Annotated in this window: 20 protein-coding genes and 1 pseudogene; 8 read left to right on the top strand and 13 right to left on the bottom strand. The window is 71.3% G+C overall.

Features of this window, described 5'->3' with window-relative positions; genetic code table 11:
- Positions 1-296 precede the first annotated feature (296 nt).
- Positions 297-1,697, bottom strand: coding sequence for an NAD(P)/FAD-dependent oxidoreductase (locus ACIA8E_RS26275; protein WP_399301767.1), 1,401 nt, complete (start codon positions 1,695-1,697; stop codon positions 297-299).
- 81 nt (positions 1,698-1,778) lie between these two features.
- Positions 1,779-2,441 (bottom strand): rhomboid-like protein, encoded by a 663-nt coding sequence (locus tag ACIA8E_RS26280; RefSeq protein ID WP_399301768.1) that lies wholly within the window; start codon positions 2,439-2,441, stop codon positions 1,779-1,781.
- A gap of 9 nt (positions 2,442-2,450) precedes the next feature.
- Here ACIA8E_RS26280 and ACIA8E_RS26285 point away from each other — a divergent pair, with 9 nt between their 5' ends.
- Complete coding sequence (locus ACIA8E_RS26285; protein WP_399301769.1) at positions 2,451-3,389, top strand: aminoglycoside phosphotransferase family protein; 939 nt, start codon at positions 2,451-2,453, stop codon at positions 3,387-3,389.
- Between the two features lie 54 nt (positions 3,390-3,443).
- A complete protein-coding gene (locus tag ACIA8E_RS26290) occupies positions 3,444-3,917 on the top strand; it encodes a GNAT family N-acetyltransferase (protein WP_399301770.1) in 474 nt (157 codons plus the stop codon).
- Positions 3,918-3,934: 17 nt separating this feature from the next.
- On the opposite strand, the gene ACIA8E_RS26295 is transcribed toward ACIA8E_RS26290, so the two are convergent.
- Both ACIA8E_RS26295 and ACIA8E_RS26300 read right to left on the bottom strand, forming a co-directional pair.
- Complete coding sequence (locus ACIA8E_RS26295) at positions 3,935-4,936, bottom strand: zinc-binding dehydrogenase (protein ID WP_399301771.1); 1,002 nt, start codon at positions 4,934-4,936, stop codon at positions 3,935-3,937.
- Positions 4,937-4,982: 46 nt separating this feature from the next.
- Positions 4,983-6,182, bottom strand: coding sequence for an NAD(P)-binding protein (locus tag ACIA8E_RS26300; protein WP_399301772.1), 1,200 nt, complete (start codon positions 6,180-6,182; stop codon positions 4,983-4,985).
- 102 nt (positions 6,183-6,284) lie between these two features.
- Between ACIA8E_RS26300 and ACIA8E_RS26305 the strand changes: the two genes are divergently transcribed.
- Positions 6,285-6,986 (top strand): pentapeptide repeat-containing protein, encoded by a 702-nt coding sequence (locus ACIA8E_RS26305; protein WP_399301773.1) that lies wholly within the window; start codon positions 6,285-6,287, stop codon positions 6,984-6,986.
- 27 nt (positions 6,987-7,013) lie between these two features.
- On the opposite strand, the gene ACIA8E_RS26310 is transcribed toward ACIA8E_RS26305, so the two are convergent.
- A complete protein-coding gene (locus ACIA8E_RS26310; protein WP_399301774.1) occupies positions 7,014-7,511 on the bottom strand; it encodes a hypothetical protein in 498 nt (165 codons plus the stop codon).
- Positions 7,512-7,517: 6 nt separating this feature from the next.
- On the opposite strand from ACIA8E_RS26310, the pseudogene ACIA8E_RS26315 reads away from it, so the two are divergent.
- Both ACIA8E_RS26315 and ACIA8E_RS26320 read left to right on the top strand, forming a co-directional pair.
- Positions 7,518-8,169 (top strand): annotated as a pseudogene (locus ACIA8E_RS26315) (ankyrin repeat domain-containing protein).
- 47 nt (positions 8,170-8,216) lie between these two features.
- Positions 8,217-9,623, top strand: a complete 1,407-nt coding sequence (locus ACIA8E_RS26320; RefSeq protein WP_399301775.1) for a M1 family metallopeptidase — start codon at positions 8,217-8,219, stop codon at positions 9,621-9,623.
- 24 nt (positions 9,624-9,647) lie between these two features.
- Here the strand turns inward: ACIA8E_RS26320 and ACIA8E_RS26325 are convergent, their stop codons facing one another.
- From ACIA8E_RS26325 to ACIA8E_RS26335, 3 genes are all read right to left on the bottom strand, one after another.
- The gene (locus ACIA8E_RS26325; protein ID WP_399301776.1) at positions 9,648-11,246 is read right to left on the bottom strand and encodes a M4 family metallopeptidase; all 1,599 of its coding nucleotides are present in this window, start codon (positions 11,244-11,246) and stop codon (positions 9,648-9,650) included.
- Between the two features lie 136 nt (positions 11,247-11,382).
- On the bottom strand, positions 11,383-11,904 hold the full coding sequence (locus tag ACIA8E_RS26330; protein ID WP_399301777.1) for a GNAT family N-acetyltransferase: 522 nt from the start codon (positions 11,902-11,904) through the stop codon (positions 11,383-11,385).
- 294 nt (positions 11,905-12,198) lie between these two features.
- On the bottom strand, positions 12,199-12,774 hold the full coding sequence (locus ACIA8E_RS26335; RefSeq protein WP_399301778.1) for a TerD family protein: 576 nt from the start codon (positions 12,772-12,774) through the stop codon (positions 12,199-12,201).
- A 191-nt stretch (positions 12,775-12,965) separates the two neighbouring features.
- Here ACIA8E_RS26335 and arfB point away from each other — a divergent pair, with 191 nt between their 5' ends.
- Entirely contained in the window at positions 12,966-13,391 is a 426-nt protein-coding gene (gene arfB, locus ACIA8E_RS26340) for an alternative ribosome rescue aminoacyl-tRNA hydrolase ArfB (protein WP_030979457.1), read from the top strand.
- A 16-nt stretch (positions 13,392-13,407) separates the two neighbouring features.
- On the opposite strand, the gene ACIA8E_RS26345 is transcribed toward arfB, so the two are convergent.
- On the bottom strand, positions 13,408-13,914 hold the full coding sequence (locus ACIA8E_RS26345; RefSeq protein WP_399301779.1) for a flavin reductase family protein: 507 nt from the start codon (positions 13,912-13,914) through the stop codon (positions 13,408-13,410).
- Positions 13,915-14,298: 384 nt separating this feature from the next.
- On the opposite strand from ACIA8E_RS26345, the gene cdgB reads away from it, so the two are divergent.
- Together cdgB and ACIA8E_RS26355 are read left to right on the top strand one after the other, a co-directional pair.
- On the top strand, positions 14,299-15,957 hold the full coding sequence (cdgB, locus tag ACIA8E_RS26350) for a diguanylate cyclase CdgB (protein WP_399301780.1): 1,659 nt from the start codon (positions 14,299-14,301) through the stop codon (positions 15,955-15,957).
- A gap of 174 nt (positions 15,958-16,131) precedes the next feature.
- On the top strand, positions 16,132-17,127 hold the full coding sequence (locus ACIA8E_RS26355) for a CBM35 domain-containing protein (RefSeq protein WP_399301781.1): 996 nt from the start codon (positions 16,132-16,134) through the stop codon (positions 17,125-17,127).
- A 114-nt stretch (positions 17,128-17,241) separates the two neighbouring features.
- Here ACIA8E_RS26355 and ACIA8E_RS26360 read toward each other — a convergent pair whose 3' ends face one another.
- The 4 genes from ACIA8E_RS26360 to ACIA8E_RS26375 form a co-directional block, all read right to left on the bottom strand.
- The gene (locus ACIA8E_RS26360) at positions 17,242-18,090 is read right to left on the bottom strand and encodes a ketose-bisphosphate aldolase (RefSeq protein ID WP_399301782.1); all 849 of its coding nucleotides are present in this window, start codon (positions 18,088-18,090) and stop codon (positions 17,242-17,244) included.
- 63 nt (positions 18,091-18,153) lie between these two features.
- On the bottom strand, positions 18,154-19,083 hold the full coding sequence (locus ACIA8E_RS26365) for a 1-phosphofructokinase family hexose kinase (protein ID WP_399301895.1): 930 nt from the start codon (positions 19,081-19,083) through the stop codon (positions 18,154-18,156).
- Positions 19,084-19,250: 167 nt separating this feature from the next.
- Positions 19,251-20,405 carry an N-acetylglucosamine-6-phosphate deacetylase gene (nagA, locus tag ACIA8E_RS26370; RefSeq protein WP_399301783.1) on the bottom strand — a complete coding sequence of 385 codons (1,155 nt, stop codon included), beginning with the start codon at positions 20,403-20,405 and terminating at the stop codon, positions 19,251-19,253.
- Positions 20,405-21,337, bottom strand: coding sequence for an ROK family protein (locus ACIA8E_RS26375; RefSeq protein WP_399301784.1), 933 nt, complete (start codon positions 21,335-21,337; stop codon positions 20,405-20,407). The genes nagA and ACIA8E_RS26375 overlap by 1 nt, the downstream gene beginning before the upstream one ends.
- Between the last annotated feature and the right edge of the window lie 79 nt (positions 21,338-21,416).

The following is a 21,416-nucleotide window of genomic DNA, read 5'->3' on the forward strand; positions in this document are numbered from 1 at the left end:
ACCAGCTGACGGATCAACGTGCCCAAGTCATCACTCGAACCACGCGACTTCGACGTCAGACTCGACAGAACCTGCGCCCCCATATCGAACTTCATTCGCTTCCCCCTGCCATGCCGAGTGATCCCATAGGAGGCCATCCTCGCGAACCCGGCGCGCCCGTTCAACCGGCGATCCCGGCCGCGACCGACGCATGACACAGCCGCGCGTGATCAAAGGCGTGTGAAGCGGATATTCAGGCCATCGCGCGTTCGCGGGTTCGCGGGATCTCCAGAAGATCTTCGCGAGATCTCCGTCGGTCAGTGACGCCCCGCCAGCCGGTCCGCCGCCTTGGCGATGGGGTCGGTGCCGGCGCGGGGGGAGGTGAGTTCCCGGCGGTCCGCGGTGCGGTAGGCCGCGTACATGCCGTGGACGCCCATCCAGCGGAAGGGTTCCGGTTCCCAGCGGCGGACCTTGTGGTTGACCCAGGGGAGGGTCGTCAGGTCGGTGGGGCCCGACTGGCCGGAGTCCTGCTGGATCAGGTCGCGCAGGGTGCGGGCGGCGAGGTTGGTGGTGGCGACGCCGGAGCCGACGTAGCCGCCGGCCCAGCCCAGGCCGGTGGAGCGGTCGAGAGTGACGGTGGCGCACCAGTCGCGGGGGACGCCGAGGACGCCGGACCAGGCGTGGTCGATGCGGACACCCGCCGTGGTGGGGAAGAAGCGGACCAGGATGTCGCGGAGGGCCTCGATGGTGGCGGGCTGGGTGCGGCCGTCGTTGTCGGTGGCGGAGCCGTAGCGGTAGGGGACGCCGCGGCCGCCGAGTGCGATGCGGTCGTCGGCGGTGCGCTGGGCGTACATGTAGGCGTGGGCCATGTCGCCGAGGGTCTCGCGGCCGTCCCAGCCGATGGTGTCCCAGATCTCCTTGGGGAGCGGCTCGGTGGCGATCATCGAGGAGTTCATCGGGAGCCAGGTGCGCCGCTGGCCCTTGAGTCCCGAGGTGAAGCCTTCGGTGCAGCGCAGGATGTACGGGGCGCGGACGGTGCCGTACGGGGTGTGCGCGTGCTTGGGCTTGATCTCGGTGACTGGGGTCGATTCGTGGATGGTGACGCCGAGCGCTTCGACGGCGTCGGCGAGGCCCTTGACGAGTTTGACCGGGTGCAGGCGGGCGCCGTGCGGGGTCCAGGTGGAGCCGACGACTCCGGTGACGCGGATGCGTTCGGCGGTCTCGCGGGCGCCGCGCAGGACGCGGTCGGTCTCGCCGAAGGCGATCTCCACGGAGTGGAAGTCCTTGAGGCGGGCCAGCTGGGCGGGGGTGTAAGCGACTTCGAGGACGCCGCCCTGGTGGATGTCGGCGTCGATGTTCTCCTCGGCGGCGACGCGTACCACCTCGTCGACGGTGTCGTTCATCGCCTTCTGGAGGCGGACCGCGGCGTCGTGGCCGTGGAGTTTCGCGTAGCGGTCGCGGCCCGCGATGCCGTTGTAGAGCCAGCCGCCGTTGCGCCCGGAGGCGCCGTAGCCACAGAACTTGGCTTCCAGAACGGTGATGTTGAGGAAGGGGACGGCCTTCTTGAGGTAGTAGGCGGTCCACAGGCCGGTGTATCCGCCGCCGACGATGCAGACGTCGGCCGTGCTGTCGCCGGGCAGGGGTTCGCGGGCTGTGGGGGTGCCCTGATCCGCGTACCAGAACGATATTCCGCCGTTGACCGTGCTGACGGTGCTCATGTTGCCCCTGCTTGTCCGGTGTGAAGCCGAGTCCGTGAAGCCCGGGGCCGTGTGAAGCCCGAGTTCCTGTGTGGCGGGACGTTACTGGGCGAGGGGTGGTTTCGTCGTCCCCCGGGTGAGCGGGTAGCAGGCGAGACCGATGAGTGCGGCGGTGAAGTGACCGAGGTCGGTGAAGGTGCGGCCGGTGATCAGGGGGACGCCGTAGACGACGAGGACGGCGAAGAGGTACACCAGCCGCCAGGGCCGGGGGACGTGGTACGTGAGGACGGCGACCACACCCGCGAGTGCGTAACTGACCCCGACATCCAAGGTGTTGACCGCGGACACGGGGGCCTGCCCGTGGCGGACGGCCCAGGCGAGGACGCCTTCGCTGACGAGCGTGGCCAGGACGTGCGCGAGCGCGGCGACCGCGAACCACCGCAGCGTGCCGAGCCAGCGTTCGGTGGGGGCGTGGAAGACCGTGAAAAGGAAGGCGTACGTGAGCCAGTGTCCGCCTTCGATCCAGAAGGCGCTGGAGATGAGGACGCGCACCGGGTCGCGGACGAGTTCGTGGATGTTGGTCGAGCGCTGGCGCAGGAAGTCCTCTTCGAAGTCGGGTGACATCTGGTGCACGACGAAGGTCGTGGCGAAGAGGATCGTCAGCCAGATGTAGGTGCCGGGGGCGCTGCGGATCCAGGCGCCGACGGCGCGGACGGCTCGCGCGGGAGCCGGGCGTGCGGGTGGGGAGGGACTGCTCGGGGCCATAGTCGATTGATGCACGGTCCTACGATCGGGTGCGTGATTGACATTCCGGACGCGCTGATCGCCACCCAGTCCAAGTACAACGGGGAGGCCGGGCGGGCGTTTCTGGCCGCGCTGCCCGGGCTCGCGGACCGGTTCCTGGGGGAGTGGGGGCTGCGACGGGACGGGGCCGCGATGTACGGGGTGTGTGCGCTGGTGCTGCCGGTGGTGCGCGCGTCGGACGACCGGCGGGCGGCGCTGAAGCTTCAGGCGCAGGACGAGGAGACAGCGGGGGAGCCGGTCGCGCTGCGGGCCTGGGGCGAGGCGGGTGCGGGAGCGGTGGGGCTGCTCGACCATGACCCCGGGACCGGCACGATGCTGCTGGAACGGCTGGACGAGCGACGGCCGCTGTCGGAGGTGGCCGATGAGCGGGCGGCGGTCGAGGTGCTCGCCGGGCTGCTGGCCCGGCTGACGTCCGTACCTGCGCCGGACGGACTGCGCCGGCTCGGGGATGCCGCGGAGCGGATGCTGGACGGGGTGGCGCGGGCCGTGGCCGGGCTGGCGGACGCTGACGAACGGCGGCTGCTGAGGGACTGCGCCGCGGCGGTACGGGAGGTGGCGGGCGAACCGGGGGACCGGCTGATCCACTGGGACCTGCACTACGACAACATCCTGGCCGGCCGGGCCGACGAGGGCCGGGCGCACGAGTGGATCGCACTGGACCCGAAGCCGCTGGCCGGGGACCCCGGGTTCGATCTGATGCCCGCCCTGGCCAACCGGTTCGACGCGGCGGCGGTGCGGTGGCGGTTCGATCTGATGACGGAGGTGCTGGGGCTGGACCGGGAGCGGGCGCGGGCCTGGACGCTGGGGCGGGCGCTGCAGAACGGCCTCTGGGGTGTGGCGGAGGGCGAACACCGGCTGCCGCCGGACCAGGTGGAGATCGCCCGGCAGCTGCTGGGGCGGGGTGAGTGAGGGAGGGGCAGGGGCGAGCAGCTCACAGGACGGACGCGTGTTTACGCTGCCCTCATGATTCGTACTGCTACCGCTGCCGATGTCCCTGTCATTCACGCGATGGTCCGCGAGCTCGCCGACTACGAGAAGGCGCTCCATGAGGCGAACGCCACCGAGGAGCAGCTGCGCGAGGCACTTTTCGGTGAGCGGCGCGCAGCGTACGCGCACATCGCCGAGTCCGACGAGGACGGCGAGATCGTCGGCTTCGCGCTGTGGTTCCTGAACTTCTCGACGTGGCGCGGGGTGCACGGCATCTACCTGGAGGACCTGTACGTACGACCGGACCGGCGCGGTGGCGGGCACGGGAAGGCGCTGCTGACGGAGCTGGCGCGGATCTGTGTGGAGCGTGGTTACGAGCGGCTGGAGTGGTCGGTGCTGGACTGGAACGCCCCGTCCATCGCCTTCTACGAGTCGCTGGGTGCGCAGCCGCAGGACGAGTGGACGGTGTACCGGCTGACGGACGGGGCACTGGCGGAGCTCGGCGGCTGACCTCTGCCGGACACCTCCTACGGCACGAGGACGACCTTGCCCATCGTGCCGCGCGTCTCCAGGGCGCGGTGGGCCGCGGCAGCTGCGGCGAGGGGGAAGCGCTGGACGGCGGGGCGCAGCCGTCCGGCGGCGGCTTCGGCGAGCGCGCGTTCTTCGAGGACGCGCAGGCCGCCCGCCTTCTGCGTCATCGCCGGTCCGAGGACGCTCTGCGATGTGATGCCGCGTTCGGCGAGTTCCTCGTCGGTGAAGGTGAGCGGGGACCCGTTGTGGAGTCCTTCGCCGGACCAGCCGAAGACGATGTGCTGCCCGCCCTTGCCGAGGAGGTCGACGGCCGCGCGGCCGGTGACGCCGCCCACGGAGTCGTAGACGACGGTGGCGCGGCGGCCGAGACCGTCCAGGTGGGCGCGGACCCGCCGGGGCCAGTCGGGGAGGGTGTAGTCGACGGCGAGGTCGGCGCCGTTGGCCCTGACCGCGGCAGTCTTGGCGGGGCCGCCGGCCAGGCCTATGACGGTGGCCCCGGCGTTCTTGGCGTACTGCACGAGCAGGGTGCCGATGCCGCCCGCGGCGGCCGGGACCAGGGCGATGGAGTCGGGGCCGAGGTCGGTGAACTGCAGGATGCCGAGTGTGGTGCGGCCGGTGCCGATCATGGCGACGGCTTCGGCTTCGTCGAGGCCGGGCGGGATCCGGTGGAGCCTGTCGGCGTCGGTGACGGCGAGTTCGGCGTAACCGCCGGGGACCGTGCCGAGATGGGCGACGACGCGCTTGCCGAGCAGTCCGGGGTCGGTGGACCCGCCGAGCATGTCGACCGTTCCGGCGACTTCCCGGCCGGGGACGGTGGGCAGTTCGGCGGGGGCCGGGAAGGGGCCTGTCATGCCCTCGCGCAGGGCGGTGTCCAGGAGGTGCACGCCCGCCGAGGCGACGGCGATACGGACCTGGCCGGGGCCGGGTACGGGGTCGTCGGTCGTCTCGTACGTGAGGTTCTCGGCGGGGCCGAAGGTGTGGAGGCGGACGGCGTGCATGGCGGGCTCCCCGGGTCGAATGGCTGTGGGAGCTCACCCTCCGACCTCAACTCTGCTTGAGGTCAAGTGGCCGACCGGTCGGCCGTGGCTGTTCGCTCGCTCCGAGTGCGAGCACGGCGGCCTCCATTCCGCTGTTGAACGACACCTCGCTGAGCAGTCCGGGCGCCGCGACCTGGTCGCCCGCGAGGTAGATGCCGTTGCCGCGGTCGATGGCGGGCCGGTCCCGCCAGGTGGTGCCGGGGCGGTCGACCGCGCCCGTACGGCCGGTGGCGAGGGCCTCGCGCCGCCACTCGACGCGGTCGCGCCAGCCCGGGAAGCCGAGGTCGAGGAGGTCTTCGGCCCGTGCGATGCCGGCCGCCTTCGACTCGCCGGGGGCGACGGGAATCTGGCCCTGGACGAGCTGTCGGCCCGCCGGGGCGAGGGTGCGGTCCTGGGCACTGAAGCGTTCCGTCCAGCCGGGGGCGTCCAGGTCGGAGACGGCGAACGCGTCGCCGCGCCGGGTACGCAGCGCCAGGTCGATCAGGGCGGTCCTTCCGCTGTCCCACGTCAGAGTGGGGTCGCGGAGCAGGCCGCGGGCGGCGTCGAGGGAGGTGGCGACGACGACCGGGCCGCTGCGGGCCAGGCCGTCGAGGGCGCTCGGGTCGATCCGCGTCGCCGTCTCGATCCGGACGCTCAGGTTCCAGGCGCGCGCGGCCATCCGGTCGATGACCTGCGCCCAGCCGCCGACCGGGTAGCGGGCCTCGGGCGGCAGTGCGGCGGCGCGGCGCAGCCGCTCCTGGACGAACGCGGCGGAGAGCGAACCGGGGTCGTGGTGGTACAGCGCGACAGCGGCGAAATGCGCGGCCGTGCGGGCGCCCACCTCGCCGACCTGAGCGGTGGCCCAGGTGCGGAAATCGGTGTCGACGGGGGCGTGTTCGGCACGGCGGCGGGTCAGCCGGAGGAGGGCGAGGGGCGGGGTCCTGCGCAGGGCGCCGCCCAGCCGGAAGCGGAGTTTGCCGGCCTGGCGCAGCGGCACGGCAGCGGTCGGGCCGAGGAGGCCGCGCTGCGCGAGCCAGGTCCAGTGCGGTCCACGGCGGTAGAGGGCGTGGGGGCCGTCATTGGTGCGATACGGGCCTTCGGCGGTCCTGGCGCGGCCGCCGAGGGTGTGGTGGGCCTCGTGGACGGTCACCAGGGCACCGGACTCGGCGGCCGTGATCGCTGCGGTGAACCCGGCGAGGCCGCCGCCGATGATGTGGATGCGCTGCATGTCTTCCGGTCCCTTCGGTCGAAAGAAGGCGTCATGGAGGGGACGGCCGGAAGCACCGATGTGTGACATCGGTGCGGGGCGTTGTCAGTGGCGTGGGTCACGATGGGGCCCATGGCACGTAACAGCAGGAGTGACGGCGGGGGCGGGAAGGGCGTCGTGGCGGCGGCGCGGCGGCCGGAGGTGCGGCTGCCGCCGCTCGTTCCGTACGACGGGGAGGGACTGGAGCCGGACGGCGACTACGACGGTGTGCGGTTCGAGGGGGTGGATCTCGCGGACGGGTCGGGGCCGGGCGCGCGGTTCATGGACTGCGCGCTGGAGGGGTGCGGTCTCGACCGGACTCAGCTGGTCAGGGCCCGTTTCATCGACTCGGTGCTGACGGGGGTGCGGGGTGTCGGCACCGACCTCGCGGGGGCGTCGCTGCGCGATGTCGAGGTGGTGGACGCACGGCTGGGCGGGGTGCAGCTGCACGGTGCGGTGCTGGAGCGGGTGCATGTGCGCGGCGGGAAGATCGACTACCTGAATCTGCGGAAGGCGCGGCTGACGGACGTGGTCTTCGAGGGCTGTGTGCTGTCCGAGCCGGACTTCGGGGACGCGCAGCTGGTGCGGGTGGAGTTCCGGGACTGTGTGCTGAAGCGGGCCGACTTCAGCTCCGCGCGGATGGACGCGGTGGATCTGCGGACGGCCGCCGAGCTGGACATCGCACGGGGGGTGGAGCGGCTGGCGGGGGCGGTGATCAGCCCGCTGCAGCTGATGGAGCTGGCGCCGGCCTTCGCGGCACAGATCGGGGTGCGGGTGGAGGTGTAGAAGGTTGCTGCGGTCCTCCGGGGCAGGTCAGACGCGAGGGAAGCGGGCCTGGAGGTCCCAGATCACGGGGTTGTCGGCGAGCCCCTCGTGCATGTCCGCGAGGTCCGCGATCAGGTCGTGCAGGAAGTCGCGGGCCTCGCGGCGCAGGAGGGAGTGGCTGAAGGTGAGCGGGGGCTCGTCGCCAGGCATCCAGTCGGCCTCGACGTCGACCCAGCCGAAGCGGCGCTCGAAGAGCATCCGGTCGGACGATTCGGTGAAGTCGAGCTCGGCGAACTGCCGCCGGTGCGAGCGGCTGCCGCGGGGGTCCTGGTCGATCTGCTCGACGATGTCGCAGAGTGCCCAGGCGAAGTCGAGTACGGGAACCCATCCCCAGGCTGTGGATACTTCGCGGTCCGCCTTGGTGTCCGCGAGGTAGACGTCCCCGGAGAAGAGATCGTGCCGCAGGGCGCGGGCGTCCGCGCGGCGGTAGTCGGTCTGCGGGGGATCGGGGAAGCGTCGGGAGAGGGAGTAGCCGATGTCGAGCACAGTTCGATGGTGTCATGCCCGGGGGTGCGTCGACGCCGGAGCGGTGGGTGCACCACTGCCCCGGGACTGCGGGCGCCAGGGCGCTGCGGCGGTCCTCACCGCGGGCGGCCCGGCTCACGGCAGCAGCCGCTGCTCCTTCGCCACGGACACGGCGCCCGCACGGGTGTCGACGCCGAGCTCCTCGCCGTGCACGGCGACCACGTCCAAGTCGCGCGGCTGCTCGTCGAGGCGGGTGCGGATCCCGATGCGCAGGACCGGCGCGAGGACAGTCCCTGGCCGGCGACCGGCGTCACCGGCAGCGTCGCGATGCTGCACACCCTGCTGCCGGCCGGTCCCGACCTGAAGCTCCGTAATCGGTTCGGCGGCATCCCGCTGATCCCGGCGAGCGAGCGTGGCCACGTCGGTTACGTACGGGAGCTGCTCCGCGTCACGGACATCGACGTCGACCACGTCGACCGGCTCGGCTGGACCGCCCTGCTGGAGGCCGTGATCCTGGGCGACGGCGGCCGGGCGCACCAGGAGATCGTCGAACTGCTGCTGGCGGCGGGGCGCGACTCCCGGTCTGCCGGACGGCGACGGGGTGACGGCGCTGGAACATGCGGAGCGGCGCGGGTTCGCGGAAATCGCGGTGCTGCTGCGGAGCCGGGACCCGAGGTGAGCATCCGCCGATCCGTCAGACCGACATTCCGCACATAGGATCGATGTGTGCGCCCCACCGCCCTGTTCCTGGCCTTCGTCGCCGCCACCGTCGTCTCCCTCGCCGCCGGCTGCACCGGCGGGATCGGTGGTGTGGAGGGCACTCCCGGCGCCGCCGGTCTGCGCGACCCGTACTTCCCGAAGGCCGGCAACGGCGGGTACGACGTCACGCACTACGACCTCACCTTCGACGTCGACCCGACCGCCCGGCGGATCCGCTCCACCGCCGTGATCACCGCGCGCGCCACCCAGGACCTCAGCGCCTTCAACCTCGACCTGGCCGGGCTGACCGTCGAGTCCGCGCAGGTCGAGGGGCGTCCGGCCGCCGTCAACCGGGCGGGCCGCGAGCTGACGCTGCGCCCCGCAGCCGAGGTGGAGAGCCATCTGCGCAAGGGCAGGACCTTCCGTACGGTCGTCCACTACTCCGGTTCCCCGCTGACCCTCACCGACCCGGACGGGTCGAAGGAGGGCTGGCTGAGGACGGCGGACGGATCGGTCGCGCTCGGTGAGCCGGTCGGTTCGATGGCCTGGTTCCCCGGCAACGACCACCCGAGCGACAAGGCGACGTACGACCTCACGGCCACCGTCCCCCGAGGTCTGGCGGCCGTCTCCAACGGCGAACTGACGTCCCGGAAGGCCTCCGGCGCCACCGCCACGTACCACTGGCACACCGCCGAACCCATGGCGAGCTATCTCGCGACGCTCGCCGTCGGCCGCTTCGACACGAAGGCGTCGACGACCCCCGACGGCATCAAGGTGTTCACGGCCGTGGACCCGAAGGCGGCCGCGGCGAGCGCCCGGACCCTCGCCAGGATCCCCGAGGTCGTGCGGTGGGAGGCCGAGCGCTTCGGCCCGTACCCGTTCTCGTCGACCGGCGCGATCGTCGACCGCCTGCATGACTCCGGGTATTCGCTGGAGACCCAGAACCGGCCGTACTTCCCCGGGCCGCCGACCGTCGGACTCCTCGTCCACGAGATGGCCCACCAGTGGTTCGGGGACTCCGTGACGCCCGCCAGCTGGCGCGACATGTGGCTCAACGAGGGCTTCGCGACATACGCGGAGTGGCTGTGGAAGGCGGACAAGGAGGGCGTTCCCGTCCGGCGCAGTTTCGACGCCGCATTCGCGAGCGATGCCAACTGGGCGTTCCCGCCTGCCCATCCGCCGACGGCCGCGGACATTTCCCGGCCCCCGGTGTACGAGCGCGGGGCGATGGTGATCCACAAGATCCGGCAGGCGGTCGACGACGACCGGCGGTTCCTCGCGCTCGTCGCGGGCTGGACGAAGGCCCATCGGTACGGCACCGCGTCGACGGCCGACTTCACCGCGTATGTGGAGAGGACGACGGGGAAGGACCTGACGGATCTGTGGAACACCTGGCTGTACGGCGACGGCCGGCCCGCCCCGGAAAGGAGCTGACCGGCCCCGGGAACCCGCCGGGAACTACTTCACGTTGACGCCCGACCAGGCGGCGTCCACGGCCGCGAGCTCCGGGCTGCCCGCCCCGTACAGGTCGGTCGCCGCCTTCTCCGTGGCCGTGCGCGCGGCCGCGTAGTCGGTGGACGAGGTCATGTACGCGGAGAGCGCCTTGTACCAGATCTGGACTGCCTTGTCCCGGCCGATGCCGGTGACGGTCGAGCCGTCGGCGGTCGGGGAGTCGTAGTCCACCCCGTTGATGGTCTTCGGGCCGCTGCCCTCGGACAGCAGGTAGAAGAAGTGGTTGGCGACGCCGGAGGAGTAGTGGACGTCGAGGTCGCCGACGCCGGCGCTCCAGTAGTCCGCCGAACCGCCGTCCTTGCTCGGCTTGTCCATGTAGCGCAGCGGGGTGCCGTCGCCGTTGATGTCGATCTTCTCGCCGATGAGGTAGTCGCCGGCGTCGCTGCTGCTGTCGGCGAAGAACTCGACCGAGGTGCCGAGGATGTCGCTGGTCGCCTCGTTGAGGCCGCCGGACTCGCCTGCGTAGTCGAGCTTGGCAGTCGCCGCGGTCAGGCCGTGGCTCATCTCGTGGCCCGCGACGTCGAGGCTGGTGAGGGCGCTCTTGTTGTCGGCGCCGTCGCCGTACGTCATGCAGAAGCAGCTGTCGTCCCAGAACGCGTTGACGTACGCGTTGCCGTAGTGGACCCGGGAGTAGGCGGCCTTGCCGTCGCCGGCGATGCCGTTGCGGCCCAGCGCGGACTTGTAGAAGTCCCAGGTCATGGCGGCGCCGTAGTGGGCGTCGACCGCGGCGGTCTGCCGGTCGTTGCCGGTGCCGTCGCCCCAGGTGTCGTCGTCGTCGGTGACGAGCGCGCCGGTGCCGTTCTCGCCCTGGTTCAGGTCGTACGTCTTGTGACCGCCGCGGTCGCCGTCGGTCAGCTCGAAGCCGGAGCCGCTCGCGGTGGTCGACAGGGTGACCTTGCCGCTGTACTGGCTGTTGCCGACGCCGGTCTCGATCGCCTCGTAGCTGTGCAGCGTCCTGCCGGTGACGGCGTCCGTGATGAGGTGACGCCTGCTGGGCGTGCCGTCCTTCTGCACGCCGGTCCGCACCGTCTCGAAGGCGAGGACGGGCTTGCCGCTGCCCGCCCAGACGACCTTGCGGGCGCTCGCCGCGGTCTTCACCTTCGGCGTCGTGGACGGCACCGTTATCCGGGCGTTGTTCGCCTTGGTGACGCTCTTGAGCTTTCCGCTGCCGGTGGTGTGGGTGACGAGGTCGCCGCCGAGGACCGGCAGTCCGGCGTAGGTGCGCTCGTAGCGGGTGTGGACGGTGCCGTCGGCGTCCTTGATCACATCGCGGGCGATCAGCTTTTCCTGGCTGCCGAGCCCGAGCGCGTCGGCCGTCGAAGAGGCGTCCGACTGGGCCGACTTGATCGCGGCGGTCCGCTCCGACGCGGTGTTCGGGTCGATCGCGGTCTTCGCGCCGGACGTGCCGGTGGTACGGGTGGCGGAGGCGCCGTCGTGGGCGTTGCCCGGGGCTGCGGTCGCCGCACCGGACTGCACGCCGACGACGACCATCGCGGCCACGGCGGCCAGGGCTGCGGCGCGACGGGTGTTCATGTGGAGGGTCATGCGTTCTCCGTTGTTCGTTCCGTGGGGGGTTACGAGCGCAGAGCGTGCCACCGCATGACCGAATTTGACGGTGTGCCGACAATTACCTCACATTAATTTGACCACTTCTTGTCCGACTGGGATGCTCTCGTGTCCGTTATTCGGCAGGCTTCAGCGGCTTGCGCAACACCGCGCAGGGGCGGCCCAGTTGGCGGTCGCGCCGGTGGCCTATGACCTCGTAGCCGAGCGCTGTCCAGAAGGCGAGCGCCTTGGGGTTGTTGTCCAGGACGGCCAGCCGGATTCCGTCCCGCCCGACTGCCCGGAACCGCCCCTCGACGAGCCCGGCCAGCTGTCGCCCGTAACCGGAGCGGTGCTGCCGTGCGTGGACCATGAGCAGCCCGATCCACGGGTCGGGGTCGGCCGGGTCCGGATGGCGCGCGAGGGTGATGGCCACGCCGACCAACCGCCCCTGCGACCGGGCGAGCAGCACCTCGGTGTCCGGGTTCGCCAGCTCCTCGGTGAGCGAGGCCGCGACCTGTTCCGACCGGATGTCGTGGGGGTCCGGGAAGTCGCCGCTGATCTGCTGGAACGTCGGATCGGACGCGTAGAGCGCGGTGAGTTCGGCGAGCAGCGGGCCGGGAAGCGCGCCGGCCACCGGCAGCAGCGGTTCGATGATCATGCGGCGCAGCCTATGCGGGCGCGCGGTGCCGCCGTGCGCTGCCGCGCGCACGGCCACCCGTAGGGCGGCCACCCTCAGGGCGACCGGCCGTGGAACGGCCGGACGACGCGCCGAGTCGGACGGGCGCGCGTCAATTGTTCGATCGGGTCCGGTCCGTCGGTGAGGTCATGCTGTCGTCCGTTGTGCGCATGCGGTCGGACGTGGTCGTCTGACGGCATGACAGACGGGAGCCCCCGGCCGAAGGAATCGACCGGGGGCACCCGTCCGTCAGGTCAGGCCATGAACCCTCTTGCGTCAGAGGTTGACGCCGAAGTCCTGGGCGATGCCGCGCAGGCCCGAGGCGTAGCCCTGGCCCACGGCGCGGAACTTCCACTCCGCGCCGTTGCGGTACAGCTCGCCGAAGACCATCGCGGTCTCGGTGGCGGCGTCCTCGCTCAGGTCGTAGCGGGCGATCTCGGTGCCGCCGGCCTGGTTGATGATGCGGATGAACGCGTTGCGCACCTGACCGAAGTTCTGGCTGCGGGTCTCGGCGTCGTAGATCGAGACCGGGAAGACGATCTTGTCGACGTCGGCCGGCAGGCCCGCCAGGTTGACGTTGATCTGCTCGTCGTCGCCCTCGCCCGCGCCCGTAACGTTGTCACCGGTGTGGACGATGGTCTGGTCCGGGGTCGCCTTGTTGTTGAAGAAGACGAAGTGGCCGTCGGAGACGACCTTCCCTCCCGGGTTCACCGCGATCGCCGAGGCGTCGAGGTCGAAGTCGGTGCCGGTGGTGGTGCGGACGTCCCAGCCGAGGCCGACCGTGACGGCGGTCAGGCCCGGGGCCTCCTTGGTGAGCGAGACGTTGCCGCCCTTGGACAGGCTTACTGCCATGGGAAGTCCCTTTCATCGTCGTGTGCGGGCTTCGTGCCATCACGAAGCTACCGTCACACGTCATAACGCAGGCAGAGGACCGGGAGGTTCCTGCTCCCTTTACTTTCTTTACCGAACCGTCGGCCGAACGGGTGACCGGATGCGGCAAAAGGAGGTGACGGGAGGGGCGGCGGCCAGGGAACATGGGTGTCATGTCCGGGCCCTATGTCATCCGCGGTTCGGTCTCCCTGCCGGAGGCCGAGCTCATGTGGCGATTCTCGCGGTCCTCCGGGCCCGGCGGTCAGCACGTCAACACCAGTGACTCCCAGGTGGAGCTCCGCTTCGACCTCGCGGCGACCGACGCGCTTCCCGAGGTGTGGAAGGACCGGGCACTCCAGCGGCTGGAGAGCCGGCTGGTGGGCGGCGTGGTCACGGTGCGGGCGTCGGAGCACCGCTCCCAGTGGCGCAACCGCGAGACCGCCCTCGTCCGCCTCGCCTCCCTGCTGGCCGAAGCCACGGCGCCGCCCCCCAAGCCGCGCCGCAAGACCAGGATCCCGCGCGGGATCAACGAACGCCGGCTGCGCGAGAAGAAGCAGCGCGGCGACACGAAGCGCGGCCGCTCCGGCCGCGATTGGTGAACCCGGACGCCGGGGTTCAGCCCAGCTGCCGGTAGCGCCCCTGGAAGTACGTCAGCGGCCCGCCGTCCGCGCTCGGCAGTGCCGCGCTCAGCACCCGTCCGATCACCAGCGTGTGGTCGCCCGCGGGCACCCGCTGCTCCGTGCGGCACTCCAGGCTGGCGAGCGCCCCGCCGACCAGCGGTGAGCTCGACACCTCTCCCCTTACATAGGGGATGTCCTGGAACAGCAGCCGGTCGCTGATCCGGCCCTTCATCGCGAACCGTCCCGCGATGTGCCGCTGGCTCTCCGACAGCACGGAGACCGCCCACAGCGGCTGTTCGTCGAGCAGGTCGTCCATCCGGGAGCCGTTGCGCAGGCTCACCAGGACGAGCGGCGGGTCCAGCGACACGGACATGAAGGCGGTCGCCGTCATGCCGACGTCCTCGCCGCGCCCGTTCTCGTCGAGCGGCGGCTCCTGGGCGGTGATCAGGACCACGCCGGCGGCCAGCCGGGCGAGGGCGCCGCGGAACTCGTCGTTGCTCACCCCCTCAGCATGGGGGATGGGCTCGGACCGCGGGGTGGGGGGCTTCGTCTGCAACACAACGGGAACGCTAGCCGCGGGTCGCGGGCCACCGCATCGGGCCAGGGGACCAGAGGGGTCCTAGGACTGCGGGCCGATGGGACATGCCGGGACGGCGCGGTGCAACGTACTGCAACGTACAGATTTGCGTTCAAGAAACGGACGGGTCACCTCGGTGCGCTGCTCACAACCCTTCATCATCTGTTGTGACTTGAGTCACAGGGCGCAATATTTGTTGACCCTGTGTACCGGGTGCACAGCTCACTGTGATTCAGTGGCGGTGACACTGCGAACAAGTACGTCGATATGAAACCTGGAGTGCTGTCGAGGTCTCGGGGAGTGCGCGCAATGGAGGCCGAGTCGGAGCCGTACGTCCGTCTAGCGACGATGCGGCAGCTGCATCAGGCCGTCGCCGATCTCAATACGGCGCGGAGCCTGGCCGACACACTGCAGACCGTGGCCGACGGAATCGTCGCCGGTCTCGGATACGAGCTGGCCTGCGTCAACCTCGTCCGTCCCGACGGTGATCTCGTCGTCGCCGCCTTCGCGGGCAACTCCGCCGCCGAAGCCCTGATCACCGGCCGCGTCGGCTCCCGCACCTCGTGGGATCGCCGCCTGGCCATGGGGGAGTGCTGGGACGGGCTCCGCTTCATACCGCACACCGACGGCTGGGTCCTGCTCGACGACGACGTGCCGCAGTGGCACACCGAGGGGCCGGAACCCCGCTTCGAGGACGAGTGGCACCCGCAGGACCGGCTGTACGCCCCGATGTACGCGTCCGGGGGCGGTCAGGACCTCCTCGGCGTCATCTCCGTCGACCGCCCGCGCAACGGCCGCCGCCCCGGCGCGTGGGGCCGCGAGGCTCTCCAGATGTACACGTCGCAGGCGGCCATTGCGATCGGTAACGCCCGACTCCGAGCAAACATGCAGCGCGCCCTGGTCCGGCTCGAACGCGAACAGCAGGCGCTGAGGGCCAGCGAGGAGTCGTTCCGCCAGGCCTTCGAGTACGCCCCCAGCGGCATGGCCATCGCCGAGATGGGGGGTGACCAGCACGGCAGGCTGCTGCGCACCAACGACGCCCTGTGCCGGCTGCTCGGCCGCCCCGCCTCCGTGCTGCGCCGCTACTCCTTCGCCGACCTGGTCCACCCCGAGGACGTCGGCACCCTGCTGCGGACGTCCGCCGAAGGCGGCCGCGCGGAGCTGCGGCTCGGACGCCGGGACGGCTCGTACCTCTGGGTGTCGCTGCGCAACTCCGTCGTCGCGGACACCGCCGACGGCCCGCGTTTCCTCCTCACCCACGTGGAGGACATAGAGGAGCGCAAGCGCCACGAGCTGCATCTGGCGCACCGCGCCTCGCACGACGCGCTGACCGGACTGCCCAACAGCGCCGAGCTGCGCGCGCGGCTCAGTGCCCGGCTGTGCGAGCGTCCGCACGCGGCGGCCACCACCGCCGTGGAGGCGCTGGACGCGGCGTACGGCGACGTCGAGGACGCGGAGGGCCGCGTGCACGGCTTCCGTGCCGACGGCTTCGAGGCCGACGCGGTGGCCGGCGGCCCGTACGACCACCATGTGCACGCCGTGGCACCCGACGGCGAGAGCGACGACGGGGCGAAGGGGCTCGCGGTCCTCTTCTGCGACCTCGACGGCTTCAAGTCGATCAACGACCGTTTCGGGCACCACACAGGTGACGCCGTCCTGATCGAGGTCGCCCGCCGGCTCACCACCTGTGTGCGCGACGGCGACACCGTCGCGCGGCTCGGGGGTGACGAATTCGTCGTCCTCGCGGACGGGCTCGGTGCCGCAGACGCCGCGGATCTGGCGGTACGTCTGCGAAACGCCATTATTCCGCCCATTCGGGTGGATGGCCGCGCGGTGCGGGTCGGGGCGAGCTTCGGGATCGGCTGGGCCGGCTGCGGCATGACCGTCGAAGAGGTGCTGCGCTCCGCCGATCAGCGGATGTACGTGGAAAAACGGTCCCGGTCGAAGGTTCACCGCAGGGCCGGCTGACGTTCACGACAGGTCCGTTCCGGCATCCGTTGTCGTACCCCCGCCACGGTCCGTGAGTGGCCCCGGAGGCCGACGGCAATTCTTGGTGTGCTCCGTTCGAGGTAGGCTCGGCCGGTCGGCCACGGCTGGCGATTTTCGGCGACGGCTGGCGACATGGTGAGGAGTGACCCAGGGATGACGGCCGGGAACAACGGCGCAAGCACACCCGAGGACGACGATCCGTTCGGCTACCTGTACGAGGACGGACAGGCGGCCGGCGCCCAGGCGCCACGGCAGGGCGGATACGGCTACCCGGGTCCGGCCTCGCAGCCGGGCGTGCCGAGGACCTCGTACAACCAGGTGCGGACCGTCGGCGAGCGCCAGTACGGGCAGCAGGTGCCGCAGCAGCAGCCGTACGGTCAGCCGCAGGCACCGTACGGTCAGCCCCAGGCGCCCTACGGCGGGCCGAACGCGCAGTACGCCGCCCCCGAGACCTACCCCGGCGGCGCGCCCACCGCACCGGTCGCGGCGCAGGGCGGCCACGGCCGGACCGGTGGCACCGGCAAGGGCGGTCCGAACAACAGGGGTCTGCTGATCGGTGCGGTCGCCGTCGTCGCGGTCGTGGTCATCGGCATCGGTGCCGCGCTGATCACCGGCGACAGCAACGACGACAAGAAGAACGAGGCCGCCACCTCGGCCGGTGCCGCCGGTCAGGTCGACGAGTCCCCGAACCCGGAGGACACCGGCGCGGCCTCCGAAGCTCCCGTGGAGCTGCCGAAGCAGGACGCGGCGACGCTGAAGCTGGGTGGCACGGCCACCGTCGAGAAGACCATCAAGGGCGCCGAGGGCGCGGACGGCGTGTACGTCACCGGCTTCAACCAGCCGGGGTCCTCGGTGACCTGGAAGGCGTCCATGAAGACGGCGGGGTCCTACCGGCTGACTGTGCGGTACGCCATCCCGGCCAAGGACGCCAACGCCACGCTGACGGTCAACGGCAAGGCCAACAGCCAGCCCATCGGTCTGAAGAACTTCGTGAAGTCCTCGGACCCGAACTGGGAGAAGAACTGGCAGACCACGTGGGCGCCGGTGACGTTGAACCAGGGCGACAACGAGATCAAGATCTCGTGCGAGACCGGCAACCAGTGCGACGTGATTCTCGACTGGCTCGAGGTCACGTCGGCGAAGGGCTGAGCACTCCCGGAACCGATCTGCCCTACGCCTTCTTCCGAACCACGACGGTTCGGACAAGGACGTAGGGCAGTTTCTTCTGTGCCGGCTCTTCCGTACCGGCCGCCTCGTGGCTCCTCAGCCCATCAGCGCCAGGAATCCCGCCACCGTCGCGGCCATCGCCTCGCGGCCCGGGACGAGGTACTTGCGCGGGTCGACGCCCGTCGGGTTCTCGTCCAGGTAGGCGCGTACCGCGCCCGTGAAGGCCGTGTTCAGGGCCGTGCCCACATTGATCTTGCGCATGCCGGACGCGACCGCCTGGCGGATCTCGTCGTCCGGGACGCCGCTGGAGCCGTGCAGCACCAGCGGGACCGTGACCGCGTCGCGCAGCTGCCCGATCAAGGCGTGGTCCAGGGCGGCGGTGCGTTCCGTCATGGCGTGCGAGGAGCCGACCGCGACGGCCAGCGCGTCCACCCCGGTCGCCGCGACATAGGCGGCGGCCTCGGCCGGGTCCGTGCGGACGCCGGGGGCGTGGGCGTCGAGCGGGGCCTCGCCCTCCTTGCCGCCGACCTTGCCGAGTTCCGCCTCGATCCAGATGCCGTGCTCGTGACCCCAGGCCACCGCGTCGGCCGTGACCTGCACGTTCTCCTCGTACGGGAGCTTCGAGGCGTCGAACATCACCGAGCCGAAGCCCTCCGCGTGCGCCTGGTGCAGCAGGTCGACGGACTCGACGTGGTCGAGGTGGAGGGCCAGCGGCGCGCTGGAGGCGCGGGCGACCGCGGCCGCCGCGGCGGCGACGGCGGAGAGCCGGCCGCCGTGGAACTTCACGGCGTTCTCGGAGATCTGCAGGATGGCGGGCGCCCCGGCGCGCTCCGCGCCCGCGGCGATGGCCTCCGCGTGCTCCAGCGTGATGACGTTGAAGGCGGCGATCCCGCGGTGGTCGGCCTGGGCCGCCGAGACGAGTTCACCGGTGCTGACGAGCGGCATGCTGCCCCCTGAGACTTCTGATGGTGCGGGATGGTGCGGGATGGTGCCGGGCGGTTCCGCGGCTCAGGCCGTCGTCGGTGCGTACTCCTCGACATCGACGCGCGACAGCAGCTCCTCGTACGCCGCCCGGTCGAACTCCCCGGCCGCGGGGGCCAGCACCGTCGCCGTTGACAGTGCCACCGCCCTGCGCAGCCGGTCCGGCCAGCTCAGGCCCTCGACGAGCCCGGACAGCAGCCCGGCCACCGCGGAGTCGCCCGCTCCGGTCGGGTTGCCCGCGACCCGGGAGGGCGGTGCGGCCCGCCAGGTGCCGTCGGGTGTGACGGCGAGCATGCCGTCCGCGCCGAGCGAGGCTATGACGCCGTGCGCGCCGCGGCGACGGGCGTCGCGGGTGGCGCGCAGCGGTTCGCGGGAGCCGGTGAGCTGGGCCAGTTCGTCGGCGTTCGGCTTGATCAGGTCGGGGCGGGCGGCGATGCCCCGGCGCAGTGGTTCGCCGCTGGTGTCGAGGAGGACGGGGACGCCGGCGGTGCGGGCCAGGCGGACCAGTTCGGCGTATGCGCCGACGTGGATGCCCGGCGGCAGGCTGCCGCAGAGGGCGACCGCGTCGGCTTCGGCGAGGAGCTTTCGGTACGTGGTGAGGAAGGCGGCCCATTCGCCGGCGGTGACGAGCGGGCCCGGTTCGTTGAGCTGGGTGGTGTCGCCGGTGGACGCGTCGACGACGGCGATCGTGCGGCGGGTGTTCCCGGCGACGGCGACGAGTGCGTCGCGCGGCGGGAGGCCGGCCAGCAGGTCCCGGAGGACGGCTCCGGTGGCGCCTCCGGCGAAGCCGGTGACCACGGTCTCGTGGCCGAGCGCGGAGAGCACCCGGGCCACGTTGAGGCCCTTACCGCCGGGACGTTCGGAGATGTCGCCGACGCGGTGGCTGGTGTGCGGGACCAACGCCGGTACGCCGTAAGTCAGGTCGAGTGCCGTGTTCAGCGTGACCGTGAGGATCACCTCGGTCACCCCTTCGATCCGTGCCGGAGCGCGGATCCCTTGCCAGAACGCGCTTTCCCTGCTGTTTACGAAGCGATCATGCCAAAGAGACGGCGGTCGGCCCAGACCTCGGGGCCAACCGCCTTCTCTTCGTTACGTATTCGACCGGTCGTCAATAATGGGCCGAATCACCCAAGATGGGGCTCAATGATCCAATCGCCCTTGCGCATGACGCCCTTCAGTGTGAAGTCCGCGTCCAGAACGACCAGGTCGGCGTCCTTGCCCGGCTCCAGCGAGCCGACCTTGTCGTAGACGCCGAGCAGGCGCGCCGGGTTGGCGGAGATGGACTGCACGACGTCGTCGACCGGGATCCTGTCGAGGGTGACGGCCCGGCGGAACGCGGTGTCCAGGGTGAGCGTGGAGCCCGCGATCGAGCCGCCCTCGACGAGCCGGGCGACGCCGTCCTTGACCTCGACGGCGAGCGGGCCCAGCTGGTACTGACCGTCACCGAAGCCGGCCGCGTCCATCGCGTCCGTGATCAGCGCGACGCGGGCGGCGCCCGCGTGGCGGTAGGCCAGCTCCAGGGCGGCCGGGTGCAGGTGCGTACCGTCGTCGATCAGCTCGACGGTGATCCGCTCGTCCTCCAGGAGCGCGGCGATCGGGCCGGGCTCGCGGTGGGCGAGCGGCGGCATCGCGTTGAACAGGTGGGTCGCGACGGTGGCGCCCGCGTCGATCGCCTCGACGGTCTGCTCATACGTCGCGTCGGTGTGCCCGATCGCGGCGATCACCCCGTGCTCGGCGAGCAGCCGTACCGACTCGATGCCGCCCGGCAGTTCGGTGGCCAGGGTGAACATCTTCGCGGTGCCGCGAGCCGCGTCCAGCAGCTTGCGGACCTCGGCCGGGTCCGGGTGGCGCAGCAGCTTCTCGCTGTGCGCGCCCTTGCGGCACGGCGAGATGAACGGGCCCTCGAAGTGGATTCCGGCCAGATCGCCCTGCTCGACGAGCTCGGAGAGGATGCCGGCCCGCTGGGCGAGGAAGTCCATCTCGCCGGTGACGGTGGAGGCGACCAGGGTGGTGGTGCCGTGCTCGCGGTGGGTGCGGACGCCGGTGAGGACCTCGTCCACGGTGCCGGAGGTGAAGGACGCGCCGCCGCCGCCGTGGTTGTGCATGTCGATGAAGCCGGGCACGACCCAGTGGCCGGTCAGATCGACGGTCCGGGCGCCTTCGTGTGCACTGCCGACGATCCGGGTGCCCTCGACGATCACCCGCCCGTTCTCGACGGTCCCGGTGGGAAGAACCACCCTGGCCCCTGCGAGAACCGTGCTGTCTGCGCGTCCGGCCATCAGGCGGATACCTCCGTGGAGAGAAGATCCCAGGCGAGCAGCCCTGCGCCCAGGCATCCGGCGGTGTCCCCGAGGGCCGCCGGGACGATGTGGGGCAGTTTCTGGAACGTGACGCGTTCCTCGACGGCCGCACGGAGTGGTACGAACAAGGTTTCCCCCGCCTCGGCGAGCCCGCCACCGATGATCAGCGTGCGCGGGTCGAGCAGGGTGAGCGCGGTGACCAGCCCGGCGGCGAGCGCGTCGACCGCGTTCCGCCAGACCCGCACGGCCGCGGGATCGCCCGACTCGACGGCCTTCGCGCAGTCCGCCGCATCGGCCTCCGGGTCGCCGGACGCTGCGGCCCAGGCCCGGCTGACCGCGGAGGCGGACGCCAGGGTCTCCAGGCAGCCGCGCTGTCCGCAGCCGCAGTCCGGCCCGTCCGGCCGGACCACGATGTGCCCGATCTCGCCCGCGTACCCGTGCGCGCCCGCCTCGATGCTGCCCGCGATGCCGATGGCCCCGGCGATACCGGTGCCCAGCGGCACGAAGAGGAAGCGGTCGGCGCCCTTGCCCGCGCCGATCCGGCCCTCGGCGAGGCCGCCGGTCCTGACGTCGTGGCCGAGCGCGACGGGCACCCCGCCGAGCCGCTCGCCGAGCTTGTCCCGCATCGGTACGTCGCGCCAGCCGAGGTTCGAGGCGTAGACCGCGATCCCGTTCTCCGCGTCGACGATGCCGGGTACGGCGACACCGGCCGCGGCGGCACTCTCGCCGAGCTGTTCCTCGCCGTGGGCGCGCAGCTCCGCGGCGAAGGCGAGGATGGACTCCACGACGGCGTCGGGTCCGCGCTCCCGGCCGGTCGCGCGCCGGGCCTCGTGCAGCAGGGTGCCGTCGGCCCCGACCAGGGCGGCCTTCATTCCGGTGCCGCCCACATCGAGGGCGATGACGTGTTTCACGGAAAACAGTTTCGCCCGCCGGACCCCGATAGGTCTAGTCCACTATCGCTGTTTGTTGCGCATCCATACAAAGTGACGC

Origin of the sequence: Streptomyces sp. NPDC051664 (genome assembly GCF_044453545.1) — a bacterium.
Taxonomy (GTDB): Bacteria; Actinomycetota; Actinomycetes; order Streptomycetales; family Streptomycetaceae; genus Streptomyces.

Excerpts from the sequence above, each read along its gene's own strand:
- ACIA8E_RS26355 (WP_399301781.1), top strand. The coding sequence starts at position 16,132 with ATGACGGCCGGGAACAACGGCGCAAGCACACCCGAGGACGACGATCCG.
- ACIA8E_RS26330 (WP_399301777.1), bottom strand. The coding sequence starts at position 11,904 with ATGATCATCGAACCGCTGCTGCCGGTGGCCGGCGCGCTTCCCGGCCCG.
- ACIA8E_RS26275 (WP_399301767.1), bottom strand. The coding sequence starts at position 1,697 with ATGAGCACCGTCAGCACGGTCAACGGCGGAATATCGTTCTGGTACGCG.
- ACIA8E_RS26280 (WP_399301768.1), bottom strand. The coding sequence starts at position 2,441 with ATGGCCCCGAGCAGTCCCTCCCCACCCGCACGCCCGGCTCCCGCGCGA.
- ACIA8E_RS26360 (WP_399301782.1), bottom strand. The coding sequence starts at position 18,090 with ATGCCGCTCGTCAGCACCGGTGAACTCGTCTCGGCGGCCCAGGCCGAC.
- arfB (WP_030979457.1), top strand. The coding sequence starts at position 12,966 with ATGTCCGGGCCCTATGTCATCCGCGGTTCGGTCTCCCTGCCGGAGGCC.
- cdgB (WP_399301780.1), top strand. The coding sequence starts at position 14,299 with ATGGAGGCCGAGTCGGAGCCGTACGTCCGTCTAGCGACGATGCGGCAG.
- ACIA8E_RS26295 (WP_399301771.1), bottom strand. The coding sequence starts at position 4,936 with ATGCACGCCGTCCGCCTCCACACCTTCGGCCCCGCCGAGAACCTCACG.
- ACIA8E_RS26325 (WP_399301776.1), bottom strand. The coding sequence starts at position 11,246 with ATGACCCTCCACATGAACACCCGTCGCGCCGCAGCCCTGGCCGCCGTG.
- ACIA8E_RS26285 (WP_399301769.1), top strand. The coding sequence starts at position 2,451 with ATGCACGGTCCTACGATCGGGTGCGTGATTGACATTCCGGACGCGCTG.
- nagA (WP_399301783.1), bottom strand. The coding sequence starts at position 20,405 with ATGGCCGGACGCGCAGACAGCACGGTTCTCGCAGGGGCCAGGGTGGTT.
- ACIA8E_RS26335 (WP_399301778.1), bottom strand. The coding sequence starts at position 12,774 with ATGGCAGTAAGCCTGTCCAAGGGCGGCAACGTCTCGCTCACCAAGGAG.
- ACIA8E_RS26300 (WP_399301772.1), bottom strand. The coding sequence starts at position 6,182 with ATGCAGCGCATCCACATCATCGGCGGCGGCCTCGCCGGGTTCACCGCA.
- ACIA8E_RS26290 (WP_399301770.1), top strand. The coding sequence starts at position 3,444 with ATGATTCGTACTGCTACCGCTGCCGATGTCCCTGTCATTCACGCGATG.
- ACIA8E_RS26305 (WP_399301773.1), top strand. The coding sequence starts at position 6,285 with ATGGGGCCCATGGCACGTAACAGCAGGAGTGACGGCGGGGGCGGGAAG.